We start from the raw sequence: 19629 nt of genomic DNA on the forward strand, positions 1-19629 counted from the left end.
ACCATCCCGTCACGGGGTGCCGTTCGCCCCCGCGCTTCCCGACTGGCCACCGGCTCCACCGGCGCCCCCTGCCCCGCCCGTGCCACCGGCATTGGTGGTGCCACCCGAGGCGTTGCCCCCGGCGCCGCCGTTCCCGCCGCGGCCGGAAGTACCGCCTCGTCCGCCCTTACCGCCATTGCCTCCGGTGGCACCCCCGGTGACCGAGGCGCCGTCCGGGGCCGTGGCATCCCCACCTCTGCCGCCGTGGCCACCGCGCCCGATACCCGGCGAACGGACATTGCCGCCCGCGCCCCCGTGTCCGCCCTGCAGTCCGGCGTAGCCATCGGTGAACCCGCCTTCGCCGCCGTTACCGGCATTGCCGACGGACGTGGCGCCACCGGCGCCGCCGCTGCCGCCGGTGCCCTGGGCGGATCCGAGCGCATCCCCGTATCCGCCGTATCCGCCGTCGCCGCCCTTGCCGACGACGGTGCTGCCGCCCGCTCCACCATTGCCGCCTTTGGCTGACGTGCCCGCCGTATTGCCCTTGGACATACCGGTGCCGCCGGTGCCGCCCTTACCTCCGTTGCCGTTGGTCGCGCTGCCTCCGGCCCCACCGGTTCCGCCGGTGCCGTTGCCGTAGCCCGAATACCCGTAGCCGCCAGTGCCGCCCGCACCGCCGTGACCCGCCAGCTGACCGCCCTTACCGCCGGCACCACCTGCGGCGCCGTGCGCGTCCGGGGCGCTCGAGTTGGCGTAGTTCTGATCTGAGCCACCGGTACCGCCGGCGCCACCCTTGCCGACCAGACCGGCGTTGCCGCCGCGGCCACCGGCCGTCGCCGCGCTGACCAACGCGCCGGCGTCGTCGTATATCGCTGCCACGCCTGCGCCTCCCGCGCCGCCGTTGCCGTAGAAGAGTCCGGCATTGCCGCCGCGGCCACCGTTGGCCCCGTCGCCGCCGCTGCCGCCGAACCAGCCCGCGTTGCCGCCGTTACAGGCCTTGCCCGTACAGTCCGCTGCCGCGTCCAAGCCGTTGCCGATCAGCAGGCCGCCGTTGCCGAACCACGGTCGAACCGAGGTACTGACCGCCATCGCGGATAGCGCGTTGGGCGAGAGATTTCCTGTACTGCCAAGGCAATTGGTGGGGCTACCGGCCTCGCAGGCGTGTTCGTTGGATACCAGTTTGACCTCGGTGGTCACCGGTTCGGGATGCATGATGAGGGTGCCCGCGGCGGCCATGGCAGCCGCCGCGACTGTGGTGGTCACTCGAAACTTCGACATCGGCCTTCTTCCGTTATCCGCAATTCTTCGGTGGTCGGCTGAATATAAACAGCCGACAAATTTTCGACGGCGGACACGCGGAAATTGATGCCAACATTCGTAAATTATGTTTCGCGCGAATAGACGACCCTGGGCGTGATGGATACGGTCGGAGGCGCCAAATATGCAGGTAGATGGCCCTGGACCGCTTGCGAATGATGTTATTCCACCGACCTTATTCGACGAATTTAGGACGCTTCAATAATTCCTGAATTCGTTGAATGAATTTGCGGCGCATCCCCGCAATCAGGGTAATTCGAGCCCCAGCGCATCGATCAGAATCTGCGGCGGTTCGACCTTGCCGGACCCATCTGTGGCGATACAGACGTAGACGGTCCGTGCCGTCACGATGGGCTGGGTGGCATCGCCCGCGTGGATGAGGAATTCGGCGGTGAACGACGTGCGGCCACGGGCGGGGACGGTGACGTCGACGTGGATCTGGTCGCCCCACTTCAGCGAGCCTGACCAGTCCAGTTCGGTGTGCACCACCTGGGTGTCGACGCCCGCGTCGAAGATGTCGTGCCACGAAGCCTTTTGGGCGATGAACGCGCCGAAGGCCTTGTCCATGTAGGCCAGGTACCACATGTTGAAGACCACGCCCTGCTGGTCGACCTCGAGATACCGGACGGGCGCGGTGTAGGTGAACGTCACGCCGTCAACCTAATCCCGTACCCGCAGAAGCACTTTCCCCGACACGGCACCGGCCTGCAGGAGCTGGTGGGCCGCCGCGGCCTGCTCGATGGGCAGCTCCGCGCCGATGATGGGGCGTACCCGGCCGTCGGCCACCATCGGCCAAACATGCTGCACCACTTCGGAAATCACCGCGGCCTTGCCGGACGGTCCGTCGAGGGGCCGGGAGCGCAACGCGGTGGCGATGACGCCGGCCCGCTTGCCGAGGAGCTTGGCGATGTTCAGTTCGCCCTTGACGCCGCCCTGCATTCCGATGATCACCACGCGGCCGTCGGGCGCGAGTGCATCGATGTTCCGGTCCAGGTAGGAGGCACCCATGATGTCGAAGATGACGTCGGCGCCGCCCATCTCCGTCATCCGTGCGACGAAGTCCTCGTCGCGGTAGTCCACCAGGATGTCGGCGCCCAATTCGCGGCAGAGCTCCAGCTTTTCGAGTGACGCGGTGACTGCGACGCGAACGCCCAGCGCGTGGGCGACCTGGATGGCATGCGTGCCGATGCCGCTGGCGCCGCCGTGCAGCAGCACCAGTTGGCCGGGCTGCAGGTGCGCGGTCATCATCAGGTTGGACCACACCGTGGCGGCGACCTCGGGCAGGCCGGCCGCGTGCTGCCGGCTCACCCCCGTTGGGATCGGCATGACCTGCGGCGCGGGTACGGCCACCTTCTCGGCGTAGCCGCCGCCGGCCAGCAGCGCGCACACCTGGTCGCCGACGGTCCAGTTCTCGACGCCGGCGCCGACCTCGGAGATGACGCCCGAAACCTCGAGTCCCAGGATGTCGCTGGCGCCCGGCGGCGGGGGATACAGGCCGGCGGCCTGCAGCAGGTCGGCCCGGTTCACTCCTGCGGTCGTGACGTCGATGACGACCTCGCCATCGGCGGCCGTCACGTCCGGTACGTCGGTCCATACCAGTTGACCAGGGGATTCGACGACGATGGCGCGCATGGACGCAACGCTACACACGGACCCGACGGGCTCGCGCGGGGCTGGACCCCTTAGGCTGTTCCGCGGTGGCGTGGCAGAGCGGCCTAATGCACTCGCCTTGAAAGCGAGAGTTGGTTAAACCCAACCGGGGGTTCAAATCCCTCCGCCACCGCTCTTTCGGGCGGGCTGTGACCTGGAACGAATAGGGGTTTTCCCTACGGTTTCGGTAGAGAGCACATGCATCGTGTCGATCAAGTCGACGACGCCGCTCGCACAGGTACGCTATGGCTTCCAACTGGAGGCGATCTACCTTCTCCTGCGTCTGAGGAGCACACTCATGGGTTTCATTCAGGCCTTTGTCGGCGCGTTCGGCGGATCGCTCGCAGACCAATGGAAGGACTTCATCGTCCCGCCGCAGGTCGCCCCGACCGCGGCGATCTTCCCGGGTGTGCCCGTCGGTCAGAACGCCGGCCGCGGTTCCAATACCCATGGGTCGCAGAACATCATCACCAACGGCTCAAAACTCGTGGTTCCCGAGGGCACCGGTCTGTTGACGTTCCAGGACGGCAAGATCACGGGCTTCATCGCTCAGCCCGGCGGATACGAGTGGCGTTCGGATGATCTGAACTCGCAGTCGATCTTCGCCGGTGACGGCATCGTCAGCCCGCTGATCAAGCAATCGTTCGAGCGCTTCAAGTTCGGCGGCCAGCCGGGCAGCCAGCAGTTGGTCTTCTATGTCAACCTTCGTGAAATCCCGAACAACCGTTTCGGCACGCAGTCCGAAATCTATTGGGATGACGCCTATCTCGGCGCCCAGGTGGGTGCCATCACGCGCGGCACGTACACCATGCGCATCCTGGACCCGATCCTGTTCGCCACCCAGTTCGTGCCGCTGACATACCTGCAACCGGGCGGGGCGATCTTCGACTTCACCGACTTCGACAACGACGCGGCGACCCAGCTCTTCAACGAGGTGGTGGCATCGCTGGCGCCGGCGTTCTCGCACTACACGAACGATCCGTCCAAGGGCAATCGGATGGCCAGAATCCAGGGCGACTCAATCGGTTTCGCCCAGTCACTCTCGGCGGCCGTCGAAGCGGCGTACCGCTGGACGACCGGGCGGGGAATCACGATCGTCAACGTCGCGATCGCATCGATCGAGTACGACGAGGACACCCGCCGGCTGCTCTCGGATGTCAAGAAGGCGGATGCCCTGAGCGGCAACCGTGGCAACTCGTTCCTGCAGCAGTCTGTTGCGCGCGGTATGCAGGCCGCGGGCGAGAACGGTGGTGGTGCCGCGGGCATCGCGATGATGGGTATGGGGATGAATGCCGCGGGCGGCGCGATGGGTGGCCTGCAACAACCCCCGGGCCCAGCTCCTTATCAGCAGGTGCCGCCGCAGGGATATGCACCGCAGCAGGGCTACCCGCAGCAGGGTTATCCCCAACAGGGCTACCCGCAGCAGGGCTACCCGCAGGCGCCGCCGCCTCCTCCCCAGGTCCCTCCGCAGGCTCCCGCGGCTGATGATCCCGTGGCCAAGCTCGCCCAGTTCAAGAGCATGCTCGACCAGGGCCTCATCACGCAGGCCGACTACGACGCTGCCAAGGCGAAGGCACTCGGGCTGTAGGAAATGGCAGGTCCGCCACCCCCGCCACCCAATCAGCCCTGGCCGCCGTACCCGCCACCGCCAGGGCCACCGCCGCAAGGGCCGCCACCGCAGCAGTATGTGCAGCCCGGCGGCGTCATCCCGCGCGACCAAGCTGTCGAGGTGACCCCACCTGGTCAGTTCGGCAACGCGACGTGGGACGACGTGAACCGCACGCGCGTCGCCGAACGCAACGCTGGTTACGGCCCCGGCGAAGCGCCTGTTGTCACTTATGACAACCACGACGGTCCGCAGGTCATCCAGACCTCGACCGATCGCGCGGACGGGCTCAACAAGTGCCCCCGCTGCGGAGCCACCGACATCGGCTTCAACGTCAAGGGTGGCCAATTGGTGTGCCACTATTGCCGATTCGCGTGGAGTGAGAAGAACGCTGCCGAGCTGTTCGATCTCAACTCGCCCATCAGCGCCCTGCGCGGGCGTCACATCGGTTCGGGCTCAGGCAATATCGTGCCGAGCGTCAACCAGGTCGTCAGCTTCAAATGCAGCGCATGCGGCGCCGAGGTGTCCATCGACACGGCCCACGCCGTCCAGGCGCGTTGTCACTGGTGCCGGAACAAGCTGTCGGTGAACGAGCAGATCCAGAACGGTGCCGTCCCCGACGTCGTGTTGCCGTTCTCGCTGCCCAAGGCCGAGGCAGTTGCTCGCATCTCCGAATTCGTTTCGGCGCGAAAGTTTTTCGCAAACCCACGGTTCACGGCGGAGTTCAACGCCGAGAACGTCATGGGTGTCTATCTGCCCTACCTGATCATCGATTTCAACTCTTCGGTGGAGTTCGTCGGCGTCGGCGAGCACACCACTCGCGAGTACACAGTGAAGACCGGCGACAACAGCTCCGAAACGCGCTACGACTATGACTCGTATCGCGTGGCGCGCAAGTTTGATCTGTACGTCGACGACCTGACGATCGAATCGGCGGCCGACAAGCGCGACTTCCACACTGATCTCAACACCAACAACATCATCAACTCGATCATGCCGTTCGACACCAAGAACGCAGTGCGCTACGACCCCAACTACCTGGCGGGATTCACGTCGCAGCGGCGCGATCTCGACGTCGATGCCATGTTCGAGCCGGCGCGCCTGCAGGCCCAGGACATCGGCCGCTATCGCGCCGCGGGGACCTTGGACTTCTACGACCGCGGTGTGCGGTGGGACCAGCAACGCATCGACGTCCGTGGTGAGCGATGGGTGTCGGCCTACCTGCCGGTGTGGCTGTACAGCTACTACGAGCGCAAGAGCAGCGGCAAAGAGCTCCTGCACTACATCGCGGTGAACGGACGCACCGGCGAGACCATGGGCTCGGTACCGATCAACACCACACGCCTCTGGATTGCCTCCGGCGTAGCCGAATTATGCGGTATCGCAGCAACAATCGCGTCGGCGTTTGTGCTCTGGTAGGGGAGAACATGTACGCCACACTCGTGTCTACCGCTGTCGACATCCTCGCGACGACGCGCCACCACTCGAGTTCACACTCGTCGGGCAGCGGCGAATGGCTCCCGTTCCTGTTTCTGCTGACCGGGCCGGCATTCTTCATGTACCAGTACACGCGCTACCGGAACAAGAACAAGCGCCACCACCACGAGAGTGAGACGCTCTCGGACATCGCCAACATGCAGACCATGGACCAGTACGTGCAGAGCACGACCAACTCGCGCGATTCACGGATGTCGGGTGCGAACGAGCGCGACGTGCTCGGATAACTTGCGGTCAGCCCGGGCTGTCGATTCCGGAACCACTCGATCGTCATCACGATGCCCCCACTCCGGGGCACTCTGGACATCGAGGAGGAACCATGCATTACACACTGCTACTGACCAACGCCGAGCCCGAGCCAGGGCAGGTCTCCGACGAGGCGATCGCCCAGATGCAGCAGGCCATGGCCGACTACACCGCCGCCCTGCACGCAGCCGGGGTGCTCGTCGGCGCGGATATCCTGGCGCCGCAATCGAATACGGTCACCGTCACCCGCCGCGACGGTGATCTGCGGATCCAGGACGGCCCGTTCGCCGACACCCGCGAAGCGCTCGCCGGGGTTTTCGTGCTCGACGTGCCCGACGTCGACGCCGCCGTCACGTGGGCCGAAAAGTGTCCGGCCACCCAGTACGCCGTGATCGAGGTGCGGCCGGCCGCCGCCACGGTGCGGAACGGCGTCTGGTTGGGGGGTTGCACCGCGGAATGACCGACGAGGCGGCGCAACGGGCGGAGACGGCCGCCCGCACCTCCTATGGTCGACTGCTGGCCCTGCTCGCGGCCCGCACCCATGACCTCGCCGGCGCCGAGGACGCCCTGGCCGACGCCTTCGAACGCGCTCTGACCCGGTGGCCGGAAGACGGAGTCCCCGATGATCCCGACGCCTGGCTGCTCACGGTGGCCCGGAACCGTCAGCGCGACGGTTGGCGGTCGGCCGCGCACCGCACCTCGGTGCCGCTGGACCCGGACCGGCACGACGCCGTCGACGTCGAGCCGGAGCCGGGGGACCGGAGGCTGGATCTGCTGCTGCTCTGCGCCCACCCGGACATCGCACCGGCGGCGCGCGTGCCACTCATGCTCAACACCGTGCTGGGTTACACCGCGGAGCGCATCGGTCTGGCCTTCCTGGTCCCGCCCACGACCATGGCGGGGAGGCTGGTCCGCGCCAAGCAACGGATCCGCCGGGACAACATCCCCTTCGAGGTACCCGACGGCGCCACGCCGGAGCGGGTGGCTGCGGTGCTCGAGGCCGTGTACGGCGCGTACGGCATCGAATGGCCGACGGTGTCGCGGGACCGGCACGCGCTGATCCTCGGTCTGGCCGAGGTGATCACGGAAACGATGCCCTTGGTCGCCGAGGCGCATGGTCTCGCCGCGCTGCTGTGCCTGTCCAGTGCCCGACTGCCTGCCCGCCTCGACGATGCGGGCCGATTCGTCCCGCTCGCCGACCAGGATCCGGCCCGCTGGGATCGGCATCTCATCGCCCTCGGGCACCGACACCTGCAGGCCGCGCATGCGCTGTCCGCGGTGGGACCGTTCCAACTGGAGGCGGCGATCAACGCTGTGCACTGCGCCCGTGCCGCGGGTGCCGCACCGGACTGGCCGACGCTGCGCCGCCTGTACGAAGCGCTGCAGCTGCTCGCCCCCACGGCCGGGGGCGGGGTGGCGCTCGCCGCCGTCATCGCCGAAATCGACGGTGCCGCAGCCGGTCTCGCGTCCCTCGACGCCGCCCAGGACACGGCCAGACTGCAGCCGGCGTGGGTGCTGCGGGCTCACCTGCTGCGCCGGCTCGGGGACTCAAGCGGTGCTGATGCCGCCCTTCGGCGGGCCATCGATCTGACCACCGACCCCGCTGAGCGCGCTCACCTCAGCCGGGGGTAGGTCGTCACCCGACGATCAGCTGCGTGTGCACCGGCGTCGCCCCCGTCGTCAGATCCAGCACCGGGCAGTGTGCGTCCACTGCATCCTGCAGTTCGCGGTACCGCTCGGCGGTGTCCGGGCCGGCGACGTTGACCGTGACCCGAATCTGCTGGAAGCCGGGGCGGACGGTGTCGTCCAGCCCGAAGAAGCCGCGTACGTCGAGATCGCCTTCGGCGCTGGCACTGAGCGAGTCGACCTGGATACCAAGCCGTTCCGCCCAGAAGCGGTAGGTCACCACCTGGCAGGACAGCAGCGACGCGAGGTAGTACTCGACCGGGTTGGGTGCGGTGTGCTGCCCGCCGAGCGCGGGCGGCTCGTCGACGTGCACGCGGTACTTGCCGAGCGCGATCTCGCTGCCCACGGTGCCTTCGGGCTCAGCGGAGGCCGTGAACACCACGGCGGCCGCGGCAGGATTGTCGGCGACGGCCGCGCGGGTGGCGTCGGTGATCGCGTTGAGGGAAGTCACGGAAGCAGTCACGCCGGCGACGTTATTTGCGTTGCCGTCGGGGATCGACCGTTGTGTCCACGATGAATTCAATTTCCGGATTACGCTGCGGCTATGGGTAATGACCTTGCCGCCGCCATGGGCCGGTTGATATTTCGCGGCATGGACAAACTGCGCCACCGGGAGGCCTTCGACATCGGAGAACCGACGGGTACGGATTTCACGGGCTTCGACCGGGCGCGGCAGATCGTCCTGGTGACGTACAAGCGGTCCGGTGAGGCCATGCCGAGCCCGATCAACCACGGTGTCGCCGACGGGAAGCTGTACGTCCGCACCGACGCATCGACAGGGAAAGTGAAGCGGGTACGCAACAATTCGCGCGTCGTCGTCGTGCCGTGCAATCTTCGGGGTAAGCCGAAGGGGCAGCCGGTCGCGGGTATCGCGCGGATTCTGCCCGAAGCCGAGCACGCCAAGGCCGACGCCGCGATCGCCGCGAACTGGTCACCGGGCATGAAGGTGTTCGAGAAGACCCTCGAGAAGAGCAGTTCGGCGTTCGACATCCCGATGGCCTACATCGAAATCAGCCCGTGCGGATCCTGAGGTTCATCTGGAGCGGGGTCCTGGCGTTCGACCGCGTCGGCAGGCGAATCCCTCAACTGATCCAAATCTGGTTGTGTGAGCTGTTTTTCGCCGTCCCACTGATGTTCTTCATCGCCAAGCTCATCGACATCCACGGCGCCTTCGGGGTGCCGGGCACCGGGGAGCGGCTGCCCGGCGTGTTCTGGGGTGCATTGGCTGTCTCCCTGGTGGCCGGCTTCTTCTTCGTCCGTGGGCTGGTGCGGCCACGCCTGGTCGACGGGAAGTGGACACCGGTCTCGACGGTGGACATCGGTGATTTCACCGTCGGCGTCGGCGTCAGGAGTTGGGCTGTCGAATACACGTACCTGACCAGCCATCCGTCGTATGCGTTGCTGCTGCTCCTCACGGCACCGATCCCCGCCGTCCTGGTGCTCTCCACCATCGACCACGGCGACAGCAGCTTCTACTTCCGGGTGGCGGGCATCGTGGGGTTGTGCGTCCTGGCGGCGATGGCGCTGGCGCGGCTATTGGCTTGGTACGTCTTCCGATTCGGCCGCGGCCAGTTGGAGAAACAAGGATTCCGCGCGGCCTGGGAGATCGCGTGGAAGCCGGTGTTGATGCTGATAGTGATGATCTACGCCATCATCGGCATCCCGCTCGGTTGGATGTGGTTCCAGGAGCAGCGGACCATCGCGGCGTTGCCGGTGGTTTCCGTGCAGGACGGTGTCGACCATGTGGGTCAATATCGCCGCGTCGACGGAGAGCTGGCCACCGAGCCGGTGTACTGGGCGCCCCGTGGGACCGGTCGCGGAGGCAACAACTACGCGGGTTCCGGTGTGCTGGTGCAACTTCCATCTGGCGGTGACGCCCTACTGCTGGCCGAATCGTTGTCGGTGCCTGACTTCATCGGCGTGATGCGGGACGTCAAGGACGGCCGGATCAAGACCCAGGGCAAGGTCATCGACACCATCACCGACACCCAACTGGAGTACTACGGCTTCGATGTCAACGCGTTTCCCGAGGCCTCGCCGGAAGGCCGGGTGATGGTCCTGCTGAGCTACCCGTGATCGAGGACCTGCTGCGCATGCAGTGGTTCCCGCCGGACTGGCAGCGCTTCACCGGAGGCGATCCAGCGATCCCGAAAGCGGAGCTGGACGCCGCGGAGTAATCCACCAATATTGGTCTTACCACTAGACCTCTTACCTCTGCTGGGTTAGTGTCGTGGCATGGAGTTGACGTCGATCAAGCGACGCTCGGCGGCCGACGAGGTGCACGACCAGCTGCTCAAGCAGCTTGTCGCGGGCGCCCCGCCGCCGGGCTCACGGTTGCCGAGCGAGCGCAAACTGGCCGAGGTGCTGGGCGTATCGAGGCCCGTCGTGCGTGAGGCCATCCAGCGTCTGGTCGCGTCCGGCCATCTCGACGTGCGGCAGGGGGACGGCGCCGTCGTCAACGACATCACGCGCACCGGTGGGCTCGACCTGCTGCCGCATCTGCTGGTCGACGCGCCCGACGGCGCGATGGTGAACCCGTCGGTGGTGCGCAGCGTGCTCGAGGTACGCGAGTATCTCGGGCCGTGGATCGCGGAGCGGGCTGCGGCACGGTCCGCGCAGAAGCTCACCGGACCGCTGAACCGGGCGCTGGCCGATATCGAACGCGCACAGACCGGCGCGGAGCAACAGCTGGCTGCGCTCAGGTTCTGGGAATGCCTTGTGGTGGGCGCGGATTCGATCGCCATGACGCTGATCTTCAACGGCATGCGCCGCGCGTACGAACCGATGCTCGCGGTGGTGGCCGACGCCGTCGCGGCCGCGGAACCCGCGGGCGCGTACCGCAAACTCGCAGCGGCGGTGACGTCAGGCGCCGCGCCGAAAGCGCGTCGGGCTGCGGCTGTCGTACTCGGTGGCGCCACCACGGTGCTGTCGGATTTCCTGGACCAGATGGAGGCGCAGTGACGAGCACCAGCACCCGAGGTGTGACCCTGGGCCAGGCGGCCCGCGAGTTCCTGCGTCATCCGACGCCGTGGATGATCCTGGCGCTCGTGGCCGGGACGGCCACCGCCCGCGTGGTGGTCGGCGGAATCGGCCTGGCCGACCTGTGGGCACCGCTGGCGCTGGTGCTGCTATTTCCGTTCGTGGAGTGGGTGATTCACGTCTTCATCCTGCACTGGCGGCCGCGGAAGCTGGGCCGGATCACCCTCGACACCTTGGTCGCGCGTGATCATCGTCGACACCACGCGAACCCCCGCGATGTCGACCTGGTGTTCATTCCGACGCCGACGTCGATGTGGCTGATCGCGGCGATCGTGGCGCTCCCGCTGGGCATCGGCGCCGCGGTCGGTGCGCCCCTGCACGCGACGCTGACCTTCGTGCTGATCGAATCATTGGTCCTGCTGACCTATGAGTGGACGCACTACCTCGTACACACCGACTACAAGCCGCGGACCACGTTGTATAAGGCCGTGTGGCGTAATCACCGCCTGCACCATTTCAAGAACGAGCACTACTGGTTCTCGGTCACCACGTCGGGCACCTCGGACCGGGTGCTGGGCACCTACCCGGACCCCGCCGCCGTCGAGACCAGCCCGACGGCGAAGAACCTGCACGGGTCGCTGAATTAGCCGCCCTTACAGGAGATGTCGACCCATACCGTGGTGAACTTCGTGCGGTCGATGATGTGACCGGTGGAATCGATGTTGTCGTTCTCCATGCCCTCGACTCCGGTGACCTTGCAGCCGGATAACGGATATACGACTGCGCCGTTGATGAGGACGTTGAATCCTTGCGCCTGAAGCGCATTGATGGTGTCTTGGGCATTGCCGAAGCCACCGGGACCGCCGACGGCTGCGGCCGGTGCCGCCACCGCCGTTGCCGAAGCGATGAAGGCAGCCACGGCAGTGCCGACGACCGCACGGCTGATTTTGGGCATGCGAGTACTCCGATTGTGCTGCAGAGGATTTCAGGGTTGAACGAACTGCTTCACGAAGGCGATCAGGTCGTCCTTGGGCGGCGGCACGTTGTACTGCTTGGTCTGCGTGTCGTTGTCGAAGGACATGAACATCGGGCAGGTGGTGTCCGTACCGGACAGCTCGGTGGTGCCGAGCTCCTTACCGGTTGTCGCCGCTCGGACTGTGACGGTGTAGGTGGTGGCGCGAAGGTCGACCTTGTTGGCGGTGGGGTGCCCGTTGTCCTGGTAGCCGGTGCAGTCCATGACGGACTGTTCGTCTTTGGTTTCGACGCACACCACGGTGTCGATGGCGGCATAGGTATTGCGGTTCGCATCGAATTGCACGGTCCAGTCGGAGGGCAACGTACTGGTGTCCTCGACAAGTCCGTGGCCCCACGGAGTGAACAGAATCGTCTTGTGGGACTTGGCATCCGGGCTGTAGCCGGTGGCACGTGATTGTGTTGCGCCCTGGCACACGGTCATGAAGTCCGCATTCGTCAGCTTGGCGGGCGCGGTGGTGGGGTCGGGGGTCGATGTTGGTTTCGCGGCGTCGACGTTGGAACAGGCGGTGAGCAACGCGACGCCGGTTCCCGCGACCACGAAGGTGGCGACGCGCGCGCGATTGAGTTGGGGCACTGCGATTTTCTTTCACCTCGAGACGAATTGCCATGGGGCTGGCTGCCACTGACAGATAGGCAGCCGGGTTACAGCCCAGGGCAATTCGTCTTCAGGTGGAGCGAGCGGCTCCGATCAGTGCAGCGTCAGCCACGCCAAGCTGCCGAGACCGGCCACCGCGCAGTAGATCGCGAACGGTGTCAGGGTGCGGGTCTCGAAGTACTTCACCAGGAACCGCACCGACAGATACGCCGCGACGAACGCGGCCGCACTGCCGGCCAGCACCTGTCCACCGATGCCGTCGCCGGCCGGCCCGAACAGTTCGGGAATCTTGAGCGCCCCGGCGGCGAGGATCACCGGGGTCGCCAACAGGAACGAGAACCGGGCGGCGTCTTCGTGCGACAGCCCACGCAGGACGCCCGCGACCATGGTCGCGCCCGATCGGCTGATGCCGGGCAGCAGCGCGAGAATCTGGGCCGCACCGATACCCATCGCCTCCGGGATCGGAAGGCGGGCCAGTCGTTCGTCGGAGTCGTTAAGCCCTTCCGAGTGCGCGGCCGCGGGCACCGCCGATGCCGTGCGATGCCGAAGGCGTTCGCCCACAAAGAGAACGACGCCGTTGACGGCCAGGAACGCTGCCGCCGGCACAGGTTTGCCCAACGACGTGCGCAGCGCGTGATCCAGCGCCAGCCCCGCGATACCGACGGGGATGGTCGCCAGGATCAGCAGCCACGCCAGCCGCTCGGCGGAGGTGGTGATCTTCCGGTTCTTGATCGACGATACCAACCCCCCGGCGACCGCCACCCAGTCCCGCCAGAAGAACACCAGCAGCGCGACGGCCGTTGCGACGTGCACGGCCACCAGGAACGCCAGGTACGGCGACTTCTCGGCCGTCATGCTCAGGTCCTGGGCCCATTGACCGCCGACCAGCGCCGGCACCAGGATCGAGTGCCCCAGACTCGACACCGGGAACAGCTCGGTGACACCCTGGAACGCGCCGACCACGATCGCTTCGATGTAGTTGAGGCTCACGGCAATTGGCCCTTACTCGCCTTTGAATTCCGGCGGGCGTTTCTCGAACATCGAGGTGATGCCCTCGGTCAGGTCCTTCGACGCGATGAACGCCGAGTTCCAGGCCGCGACGTACCGCAGGCTGGACGAAACCTGTTCTGTGCGTTGCTCGTCGAGCACGTCCTTGACGCCGCGGACGGTCAGCGGCGGGTTGGCGGCGATCTCCCGTGCCGTCTCGTGGGCTGCCGCCAACGAGGCCTCGGCGTCGGCGTACACGTCGTTCACCAGGCCGATCTTCTCGGCGCGTGCCGCGTCGATGTCCTTGCCTGTCAATGCCAATTCGCGCAGATGTCCGTCGTTGAGGATCAGCGGCAGGCGGGCCAGCGAGCCCACGTCGGCGACGATGGCCAGCTTGACCTCGCGCACCGAGAACTTGGCGTCGGCGCTGGCATAACGGATGTCGACCGCCGAGATCAGGTCGACACCGCCGCCGATGCACCAGCCCTGGATCGAGGCGATGGTGGGGGTGCGGCAGTCGGCGACCGCGGTGATCGCCTGCTGCATGGCCCGCAGGCCGGTGTGGAAGTCGGCGCGCTCCTTGGCCAGCCCGCCCCCGAGCATCGGCGCCAGCATGCCGCCCATGGCGGGCAGGTCCAGCCCGTAGCTGAAGTTGCGGCCCGACCCGGTGAGCACGATGGCCCGCACATCGGGGTCGGCGTCCAGGGCGGCGAAGGCGACCGGCAGCTCGGCCCAGAAGGCCGGACCCATGGCGTTGCCCTTGCCGGGGCCGATCAATGTCACCTGTGCGACGTGGTCGTTGGTCTCGATGGTGAGCGACTCAAAGCTTTCAGCCATGATCCGCAGGCTAGCCGGTCAACCTGGGCGTAGCGTCTCGCCCATGACCATTCCGTCCGATGTGATCGAGGCCGGCGAGGCCAGTCTGGACGTGCTTGAGCGGGTGTTGGCCGGTCTCGAGCCTGAGGACGTGACGCGGCAGACGCCGTGCACCGAGTTCGATGTGGCGGCTCTCACCGATCACCTGATGAACTCGATCACGGTCATCGGCGGGATCGCCGGCGCGCAGCTTCCCGAGCGTGACGCCGCGGCGCCGATCGTCGACCAGGTGACGGCGGCCGCGCGCCCCGCTCTCGCCGCATGGCGCAGCCGGGGGTTGGAGGGCACCGTCGCGGCGGGGCCCGGGGAGATGCCGGCCGTGCAGATCGCCGGCATCCTGTCGCTCGAATTCCTGGTCCATGCCTGGGACTACGCGATGGCGGTCGGCCGCACAGTCGATGCCCCGGACGACCTGGCCGAGTACGTGCTCGGCATGACGAAGGCCGCTGTCAGCCCCGCGGCGCGCGCTGCCGTCGGGTTCGACGACCCCGTCGAGGTACCGGCTGACGCGAGTGCGCTGGATCAGCTGATCGGCTTCACCGGCCGGCGCGCCACCTGACGGCGAAGTCGAGGAACAGATCGTTCTCGTACGGCACCGTGACGGTGACGCGTACGCCCTCCCCGCCGTAGGGCCGCACCAGCAGCTTGTTGTCGGCCGCGGCGTCGACGAAGTCGGCGGTGTCCTCGGGACTCAGGGGCAGCCAGACGAAGTTGGCCTGTGAGTCGGGCAGCTCGAACCCGGCGTCGCGCAGTACGGCGCTGACGCGGGCCCGCTCGGCCACGACGGCGTCGGTGCGCGCCAGCAGTTCGTCGGCGGCGTCCAGGCAGGCGATGGCTGCGGCCTGACTGACGCTGGTCGCCGTGAACGGCACGTACACCTTGCCCAGGGCAGTGACGATGTCCTCGTGCGCGACGGCGTAGCCGATCCGCAGACCGGCCAACCCGTAGGCCTTCGAGAAAGTGCGTAGGACGACGACGTTCGGGTGCTTGCGCACCAGCGCCAGGCTGTCGGGCAGCAGGCCGTCGCGGATGTACTCGACGTAGGCCTCGTCCAGGACCACCAGGATGTGCGGCGGGACCTTGGCGACGAACTCGGCCAGCTTGACCGGGTCGACGACCGTCGAGGTGGGATTGTTGGGGTTGCAGACGAAGATCAGCCGGGTGCGGTCAGTGACCGCGGCCAGCATGGCGTCCAGGTCGTGCGTGTGATCTGCGAGCGGGACGGGGACGGGCGTCGCGCCGGCCGTGCGAACCTGCAGCGGGTAGATCTCGAAGCTGCGCCAGGCGAACAGCACCTCGTCGCCGACCGAGGCGGTGATCTGGATGAGCTGCTGGCACAGGCTGACCGACCCGCAGCCCACCGAGATCTGGTTGGGCGCGAACCCGACGTAGTCGGCCAGGCGGTCGCGCAGCGCCGCGTAGCCGTTGTCCGGGTAGCGGTTGATGTTGTCCATCGCCGCGACGATGGCCGCGCGGACGCTGGGCAGCGGCCCGTCGACGGTCTCGTTGCTGGCTATCTTGATGGCGCCGGGCACCGTGCGGCCGGGGGTGTAGGCGGGCAGAGCATCCATTTCGGGGCGCAGGCGGGCGGTCACCCGGGACAGTCTAGGTGTCCGGCAGATGGCGCTCTGGCGTCGCTTTTGCCTTTCGCGGTGTTGACTGTGTACCGTATGCCCTCGGCGGTTCCGGGGTGCAAGAGTCCGGTACCCTCGGATCGTTCAGGAGGCGTGCCAGAGCGGCCGAATGGGACTCACTGCTAATGAGTTGTCCCCCTTACAGGGGACCGGAGGTTCAAATCCTCTCGCCTCCGCCACATAACTGAATAGTTGTACCCAATGCGCCCGTAGCTCAACGGATAGAGCATCTGACTACGGATCAGAAGGTTAGGGGTTCGAATCCCTTCGGGCGCACCGCAAACAACAGGCCAGAAGCGCAAGCTTCTGGCCTGTTTTGTTTCGCAAGGGACAAGACTCCGACTACTTGTCACTTTCTGGCTGGAGCGTTGGTTGACCGTCGCCTGAGACTTCCATGAGGAGCTAGGTCATCAATACTGACGTTATGGTCAATATCGATCTACTCCGGTGGCGGCGTTTGTCAACCTTGAAAACTAGGGACCACTTTTCAAGGTTGGTGGACTAACCTTGAAATCACAGCCATGGAATTCAAGGTTGTGATCCAAGAGGCGGATGTGATGGATGTTGATAAGCTGAGCGCTAGCCCGATAGGGCAACTAGTCCCGATCACGGGCTACGACTCACGGTTCAGTGAGGAGTACGAGTACTTCGCATATGCCCCAGACCCGCTCCCTGCGGAGCTCTCGCTGGAGATGGCTACATACTCTGCTGTTGTCGACGCCGTCGCCGCGATGTCGCGCGCCGATCAAGCTGCGTCACTCTTGCCGAACCCTAGCCTCCTCGCGAGGCCAGCAACGCGACGCGAGGCGGTGAGTACATCGGCCTTGGAAGGTACTTACGCGGAGCTGCCGGATGTGTTCGAAGCCGACTTTCTCGACGCTGCGGAAATGTCGAGTTCGGTAAGTGAGGTCCGGAATTACGTCACGGCGGCCGAACGTGCATACGAACTTGTCGGCCTCGGTCAACCAATTTCCATTCGAATGTTGGAGGACCTGCAAAGTGAACTTCTCCGCGGAACGCCGAGCGACGGACCGCACGCTGGCAGCGTTCGCAGCACTCAAGTGTTCATCGGCGTGGGAAACCGCCGTGTTGAGTCGGCTCGTTTTGTTCCGCCTCCGGCAGATCACCGCTTGACCGACGGCCTTCAACAATGGGAGACGTGGATTCGCGAAAGCACCATGCCGACGATCGTTCGAGTAGCGGCGGCCCACTATCAGTTCGAGACATTGCATCCGTTCCACGACGGAAATGGGCGCCTGGGCCGCCTTGTGATGGTGCTTCAGTTGATGGCCGCTGGCGATCTGAAGTATCCGGTGTTGAACATCGCGCCGTGGTTAGAGCAGAACCGTACGGAGTATCAAGATGGTCTCCTGCGCGTCTCGCAGACTGGCAAATGGGACCCTTGGGTGTGCTTCATTGCATCTGCGATCCATGCCGAGGCACTTGAAGTGGTCGCGCGCGTTGACAAGCTCTTGGCGTTGCGCAACAGCTTCCAATTGACGCTGAAAGGATCGAAGGGCGTCGCCCTCCCCATTGCCGATGACCTCATTGGTTACCCAATGATCACCGCTTCACTAGCGGCCAAGCTCTATGGCGTGTCGTACCAAGCGGCCAACACTGCCATAGCGAAACTCGTGAACCTAGGAATCTTGCGGCAGCGCACCACAGGCAAATACGACCGAATTTTCCAGTGCGACGAAGTTTTGGCGGCGCTGGAGTACTAATGCCTATATCAAAGTTCGGTTGCACTATGGCCTCGGCGCCCAGCTGGTATTCGGGCCATGGTGCAGAGTGAGAGCATGGCCGATTTAGTTGGTGCGGATATCCTGGTCGCTGGCTTCGGCCTGCCGCCGGTGTCGGACGCGGTAACGCAGAGCGTGCTCCGGCGGGGCCATGCAGGGTTGCAAGATTTGGCCCGGCGAAATCGCGTGGTGGAATAACTCATTGGCGACGTCGAAATCTCTTAGAGCTGAGCCGTCGGACGTGATGGCTCAACTTCGAATGATCGCAAAGCGAACCTTCGCCTCGGCAGGGCCGCGATATGGACCGTCAGTTGATCCTGAGGCGCCGAATCTTGAGATTGAGCCGCTGCAAAGGGCAGCTTGCGCATTGATAGTGGGCGAGCGGCTTCGCGCGCGTGTGTCGGCTCTCAGTAAATCGCTTGCAGCTGCCCTAGGTAGAGACGCCTACGTCGCAGCCCAATTGTTCAAACGGCGAACCGTTGACTTGCAGCGGCTGTGCCTCGACTTAACTGCGCTTGCCGACGTATCCGAGATGGGTGACGTCAAGAGGCAGGCGTTGCTGGTGCGTCGCCACCTCAAAGTAGTGCGAGGACGATTGAGCGACGCGCTGGGTGACGCGTACACGGAACTTCGAGCTGTTGAACAGCCCATCCCCGGCCCCCAGGCCGACGACGATGAGAAGCTGCGGTCGACCAATCGTCAGCGGGTTCAGGCGACGGTGGCTGCGCTGCAACGCCTCGACTCGCCTCTTTCGGAAATCGAGGAGTTCATCGAAGGCCCCGAGGGAGAGCTCCTCATTCGGTCGAGTTCGATTCTGTTGCTTGGCGAATGGGGTACGGGGAAAACACATTTTGTATGTGACTTTGCACAACAGGCACTCGATGACGGAACACCAGCGCTAGTCGTCCTAGCCAGCGAACTGCGCTCTGACATACATCCGTTGGACGCTATCGCTGAGGCCACAAGATTGGCCGAATCCGGCGCGGAGTTGGTGCGAGTCCTTTCTGCTGCGGCGGCGGGTCAAAATCGTCGGGCTCTGGTGCTCATCGATGCGATCAACGAGTCGGACCGCGAGGCTTGGCGTCGGTGGCTTCCATGCCTCTTGAACGATGTTGCGGCTGCCGGGCACCTCGGACTGGTTGTATCGTGTCGCACTCCTTTCGATTCCAGCGCTGTATCCGATCATGCTCGAGCGAAGATGGTCGAACTCCACCATCCGGGCTTTGAAGACCAAGAGTTCGACGCACAATCGGAGTACTTCAGACACTACGGTGTTCCGCCGTTGCACGTTCCGCTTCTTAGTTCTGAGTTTTCCCGGCCGTTGTTTCTCCGCCTGCTGTGCGCAAGCATCAAGGACCTTGGCAAGAGATCTCAGAGGGACAAGTTGCGGGATCTTGCCTCAGGGCAGAAGAGCTTGACCTATGTGCTCGAGTATTTCGTCAAGCATGTAGGTGCGGAAGTAGAAGCCGCCCATGGCCTTTCGTCGAAGGCGTGTTGGCTCATCATGAAGGGAGAACCACGTCGCGGACGTTTGGGTCTCGCGGGAGTTCTCGCAACGCATCGACGGGAGTGGCTGACTCCTGATGAAGTCGTTCGAGAGGTCCGCGCGTATACGAGCATTGATTTGGTCGCCGCACGGTCGGTTGTTCAGTCGATGCATGCCGCCGGTCTACTGATCGAGACCTCGCGCTACGAGGACGGCATGTACAGCGACATTTTCATGCTTCCTTACCAGCGATTCTCGGATCATGGGTCTGCTGCACGATCAGGTGACAGTTTCGGTCACGCGGCCTGACTGGC

Annotated in this window: 21 protein-coding genes and 3 tRNA genes; 15 read left to right on the forward strand and 9 right to left on the reverse strand. The window is 65.2% G+C overall.

Annotated features, from left to right (window positions below; translation table 11 throughout):
- Positions 1-9 precede the first annotated feature (9 nt).
- From EB75_RS29245 to EB75_RS08430, 3 genes are all read right to left on the reverse strand, one after another.
- On the reverse strand, positions 10-1242 hold the full coding sequence (locus tag EB75_RS29245; protein ID WP_168176011.1) for a hypothetical protein: 1233 nt from the start codon (positions 1240-1242) through the stop codon (positions 10-12).
- 300 nt (positions 1243-1542) lie between these two features.
- Positions 1543-1947: an acyl-CoA thioesterase gene (locus EB75_RS08425; RefSeq protein ID WP_073694978.1), complete on the reverse strand. Its 405-nt coding sequence runs from the start codon at positions 1945-1947 to the stop codon at positions 1543-1545.
- 9 nt (positions 1948-1956) lie between these two features.
- The gene (locus EB75_RS08430) at positions 1957-2928 is read right to left on the reverse strand and encodes an NAD(P)H-quinone oxidoreductase (protein ID WP_073694979.1); all 972 of its coding nucleotides are present in this window, start codon (positions 2926-2928) and stop codon (positions 1957-1959) included.
- A 64-nt stretch (positions 2929-2992) separates the two neighbouring features.
- Between EB75_RS08430 and EB75_RS08435 the strand changes: the two genes are divergently transcribed.
- The 6 genes from EB75_RS08435 to EB75_RS08460 all read left to right on the forward strand — a co-directional run bounded on the left by EB75_RS08435 (position 2993) and on the right by EB75_RS08460 (position 7927).
- Positions 2993-3079: transfer RNA gene (locus tag EB75_RS08435), tRNA-Ser, on the forward strand.
- A 165-nt stretch (positions 3080-3244) separates the two neighbouring features.
- Positions 3245-4534, forward strand: a complete 1290-nt coding sequence (locus tag EB75_RS08440; protein ID WP_073694996.1) for an SPFH domain-containing protein — start codon at positions 3245-3247, stop codon at positions 4532-4534.
- A 3-nt stretch (positions 4535-4537) separates the two neighbouring features.
- Positions 4538-5971: a TFIIB-type zinc ribbon-containing protein gene (locus EB75_RS08445; RefSeq protein WP_286150125.1), complete on the forward strand. Its 1434-nt coding sequence runs from the start codon at positions 4538-4540 to the stop codon at positions 5969-5971.
- An 8-nt stretch (positions 5972-5979) separates the two neighbouring features.
- Positions 5980-6276: a growth/differentiation factor gene (locus EB75_RS08450; RefSeq protein ID WP_073694980.1), complete on the forward strand. Its 297-nt coding sequence runs from the start codon at positions 5980-5982 to the stop codon at positions 6274-6276.
- Positions 6277-6368: 92 nt separating this feature from the next.
- Positions 6369-6755 carry a YciI family protein gene (locus tag EB75_RS08455; protein ID WP_073694981.1) on the forward strand — a complete coding sequence of 129 codons (387 nt, stop codon included), beginning with the start codon at positions 6369-6371 and terminating at the stop codon, positions 6753-6755.
- Complete coding sequence (locus EB75_RS08460; RefSeq protein ID WP_073694982.1) at positions 6752-7927, forward strand: RNA polymerase sigma factor; 1176 nt, start codon at positions 6752-6754, stop codon at positions 7925-7927. Before EB75_RS08455 ends, EB75_RS08460 begins: the two co-directional genes overlap by 4 nt.
- A gap of 4 nt (positions 7928-7931) precedes the next feature.
- On the opposite strand, the gene EB75_RS08465 is transcribed toward EB75_RS08460, so the two are convergent.
- On the reverse strand, positions 7932-8444 hold the full coding sequence (locus tag EB75_RS08465) for an OsmC family protein (protein ID WP_073694983.1): 513 nt from the start codon (positions 8442-8444) through the stop codon (positions 7932-7934).
- Positions 8445-8525: 81 nt separating this feature from the next.
- Between EB75_RS08465 and EB75_RS08470 the strand changes: the two genes are divergently transcribed.
- From EB75_RS08470 to EB75_RS08485, 4 genes are all read left to right on the forward strand, one after another.
- Positions 8526-9011: a PPOX class F420-dependent oxidoreductase gene (locus tag EB75_RS08470; protein WP_073694984.1), complete on the forward strand. Its 486-nt coding sequence runs from the start codon at positions 8526-8528 to the stop codon at positions 9009-9011.
- Positions 8999-10057 carry a hypothetical protein gene (locus EB75_RS08475; RefSeq protein WP_073694985.1) on the forward strand — a complete coding sequence of 353 codons (1059 nt, stop codon included), beginning with the start codon at positions 8999-9001 and terminating at the stop codon, positions 10055-10057. The genes EB75_RS08470 and EB75_RS08475 overlap by 13 nt, the downstream gene beginning before the upstream one ends.
- A 159-nt stretch (positions 10058-10216) precedes the next feature.
- Entirely contained in the window at positions 10217-10942 is a 726-nt protein-coding gene (locus EB75_RS08480; protein WP_073694986.1) for a FadR/GntR family transcriptional regulator, read from the forward strand.
- A complete protein-coding gene (locus EB75_RS08485; RefSeq protein ID WP_073694987.1) occupies positions 10939-11607 on the forward strand; it encodes a sterol desaturase family protein in 669 nt (222 codons plus the stop codon). Before EB75_RS08480 ends, EB75_RS08485 begins: the two co-directional genes overlap by 4 nt.
- Here the strand turns inward: EB75_RS08485 and EB75_RS08490 are convergent.
- From EB75_RS08490 to EB75_RS08505, 4 genes are all read right to left on the reverse strand, one after another.
- A complete protein-coding gene (locus EB75_RS08490; RefSeq protein WP_073694988.1) occupies positions 11604-11915 on the reverse strand; it encodes a hypothetical protein in 312 nt (103 codons plus the stop codon). The two genes, EB75_RS08485 and EB75_RS08490, sit on opposite strands and share 4 nt — an antisense overlap.
- 30 nt (positions 11916-11945) lie before the next feature.
- A complete protein-coding gene (locus tag EB75_RS08495; protein WP_073694989.1) occupies positions 11946-12569 on the reverse strand; it encodes a hypothetical protein in 624 nt (207 codons plus the stop codon).
- Between the two features lie 114 nt (positions 12570-12683).
- The gene (locus EB75_RS08500) at positions 12684-13586 is read right to left on the reverse strand and encodes an undecaprenyl-diphosphate phosphatase (RefSeq protein ID WP_073694990.1); all 903 of its coding nucleotides are present in this window, start codon (positions 13584-13586) and stop codon (positions 12684-12686) included.
- 6 nt (positions 13587-13592) lie between these two features.
- The gene (locus EB75_RS08505; RefSeq protein ID WP_073694991.1) at positions 13593-14414 is read right to left on the reverse strand and encodes a crotonase/enoyl-CoA hydratase family protein; all 822 of its coding nucleotides are present in this window, start codon (positions 14412-14414) and stop codon (positions 13593-13595) included.
- A gap of 43 nt (positions 14415-14457) precedes the next feature.
- Here EB75_RS08505 and EB75_RS08510 point away from each other — a divergent pair, with 43 nt between their 5' ends.
- A complete protein-coding gene (locus tag EB75_RS08510; protein ID WP_083612088.1) occupies positions 14458-15012 on the forward strand; it encodes a TIGR03086 family metal-binding protein in 555 nt (184 codons plus the stop codon).
- Here EB75_RS08510 and EB75_RS08515 read toward each other — a convergent pair.
- Positions 14990-16048: a pyridoxal phosphate-dependent aminotransferase gene (locus EB75_RS08515; RefSeq protein WP_073694993.1), complete on the reverse strand. Its 1059-nt coding sequence runs from the start codon at positions 16046-16048 to the stop codon at positions 14990-14992. The genes EB75_RS08510 and EB75_RS08515 overlap by 23 nt on opposite strands.
- A 126-nt stretch (positions 16049-16174) precedes the next feature.
- Between EB75_RS08515 and EB75_RS08520 the strand changes: the two genes are divergently transcribed.
- From EB75_RS08520 to EB75_RS08535, 4 genes are all read left to right on the forward strand, one after another.
- Positions 16175-16266: transfer RNA gene (locus EB75_RS08520), tRNA-Ser, on the forward strand.
- Between the two features lie 24 nt (positions 16267-16290).
- Positions 16291-16363 (forward strand) — tRNA-Arg (locus EB75_RS08525).
- A gap of 245 nt (positions 16364-16608) precedes the next feature.
- Positions 16609-17811 (forward strand): Fic family protein, encoded by a 1203-nt coding sequence (locus EB75_RS08530; protein WP_286150126.1) that lies wholly within the window; start codon positions 16609-16611, stop codon positions 17809-17811.
- A gap of 550 nt (positions 17812-18361) precedes the next feature.
- On the forward strand, positions 18362-19624 hold the full coding sequence (locus EB75_RS08535) for an NACHT domain-containing protein (protein WP_142239489.1): 1263 nt from the start codon (positions 18362-18364) through the stop codon (positions 19622-19624).
- The last annotated feature ends 5 nt before the right edge of the window (positions 19625-19629 follow it).

Origin of the sequence: Mycobacterium sp. ST-F2 (assembly GCF_001905655.1) — a bacterium.
Classification (GTDB): domain Bacteria; phylum Actinomycetota; class Actinomycetes; order Mycobacteriales; family Mycobacteriaceae; genus Mycobacterium.

What these genes read in the sequence shown, in the direction of transcription:
- EB75_RS08535 (WP_142239489.1), top strand. Translation starts at nt 18,362, where the DNA reads ATGGGTGACGTCAAGAGGCAGGCGTTGCTGGTGCGTCGCCACCTCAAA.
- EB75_RS08530 (WP_286150126.1), top strand. Translation starts at nt 16,609, where the DNA reads ATGGAATTCAAGGTTGTGATCCAAGAGGCGGATGTGATGGATGTTGAT.
- EB75_RS08510 (WP_083612088.1), top strand. Translation starts at nt 14,458, where the DNA reads ATGACCATTCCGTCCGATGTGATCGAGGCCGGCGAGGCCAGTCTGGAC.
- EB75_RS08505 (WP_073694991.1), bottom strand. Translation starts at nt 14,414, where the DNA reads ATGGCTGAAAGCTTTGAGTCGCTCACCATCGAGACCAACGACCACGTC.
- EB75_RS08490 (WP_073694988.1), bottom strand. Translation starts at nt 11,915, where the DNA reads ATGCCCAAAATCAGCCGTGCGGTCGTCGGCACTGCCGTGGCTGCCTTC.
- EB75_RS08440 (WP_073694996.1), top strand. Translation starts at nt 3,245, where the DNA reads ATGGGTTTCATTCAGGCCTTTGTCGGCGCGTTCGGCGGATCGCTCGCA.
- EB75_RS08450 (WP_073694980.1), top strand. Translation starts at nt 5,980, where the DNA reads ATGTACGCCACACTCGTGTCTACCGCTGTCGACATCCTCGCGACGACG.
- EB75_RS08445 (WP_286150125.1), top strand. Translation starts at nt 4,538, where the DNA reads ATGGCAGGTCCGCCACCCCCGCCACCCAATCAGCCCTGGCCGCCGTAC.
- EB75_RS08430 (WP_073694979.1), bottom strand. Translation starts at nt 2,928, where the DNA reads ATGCGCGCCATCGTCGTCGAATCCCCTGGTCAACTGGTATGGACCGAC.
- EB75_RS08470 (WP_073694984.1), top strand. Translation starts at nt 8,526, where the DNA reads ATGGGTAATGACCTTGCCGCCGCCATGGGCCGGTTGATATTTCGCGGC.
- EB75_RS08480 (WP_073694986.1), top strand. Translation starts at nt 10,217, where the DNA reads ATGGAGTTGACGTCGATCAAGCGACGCTCGGCGGCCGACGAGGTGCAC.
- EB75_RS08460 (WP_073694982.1), top strand. Translation starts at nt 6,752, where the DNA reads ATGACCGACGAGGCGGCGCAACGGGCGGAGACGGCCGCCCGCACCTCC.
- EB75_RS08455 (WP_073694981.1), top strand. Translation starts at nt 6,369, where the DNA reads ATGCATTACACACTGCTACTGACCAACGCCGAGCCCGAGCCAGGGCAG.